Raw genomic sequence first — 724 nt, forward strand, 5'->3', positions numbered from 1 at the left:
TCTTGGTACTTAAGGCTTGGCTGATACACCTGCCCCGCTCTTGAATTGGCATTATAAATCTCAGGTCGATAGATCTTTTGAAAGGTCTCCATCGTGCTAATGGCGCTAATCAGCTCAAGATCACTGTAGTCGCTGAGCAAATCGCCAGCGAAATAAAACGCTAACGGTGCCACGCTACCTGTAGGCATAAAGTAACGCACGGTGAGGCCCATCTTATAAAAGTAATCATCAGTGAGTGAATGCTCATCTTGTCTGTATTCAACCCCTAACACTGGATGCTGATTGCCTGTACGCTGATATATTTTGCTGCTTGAGACACTCAGGCAAATCACAGGCTGCTTGTTAAACTCTGCTTGGTAAGCCTCTGAGCGTAGTAAATGCTGAAACAGTTTGCCATGGAGCACGCCAAAATCATTTGGCGGCGGCGCATCTGGATAGTTTGCAAAGTGCTCTGGTAACACAATACTAAAATCATAATCGCGCACGTAGGATGAGAAGCTATTGCCAATCATACCGTCGATACGCTCGCCGGTGTGATGATCGACAATGGTGGTTTTTAGCGTTTCGATAACGGGAAAACTATCGCCCTTGCCCTCAACATCGCCCTTGATATGTAAATCGGCTGAGATAATATCCACCTCGACTGAGTAACGGTTGGCTGACGGGTTATCCCAATGCGCAAGATCGTTAAAGCGATTGTTAATCATCGCCAGCGTTTTGCGTA

The 724-nt window shown here is 46.4% G+C and carries 1 protein-coding gene; it reads right to left on the reverse strand.

From position 1 onward, the window contains the following. The coding region (locus ACTXGO_RS15435) for a putative oxygenase MesX (RefSeq protein ID WP_443575137.1) at positions 1-724 on the reverse strand (724 nt) is incomplete at both ends.

It is taken from the genome of Psychrobacter sp. T6-1 (assembly GCF_052258445.1).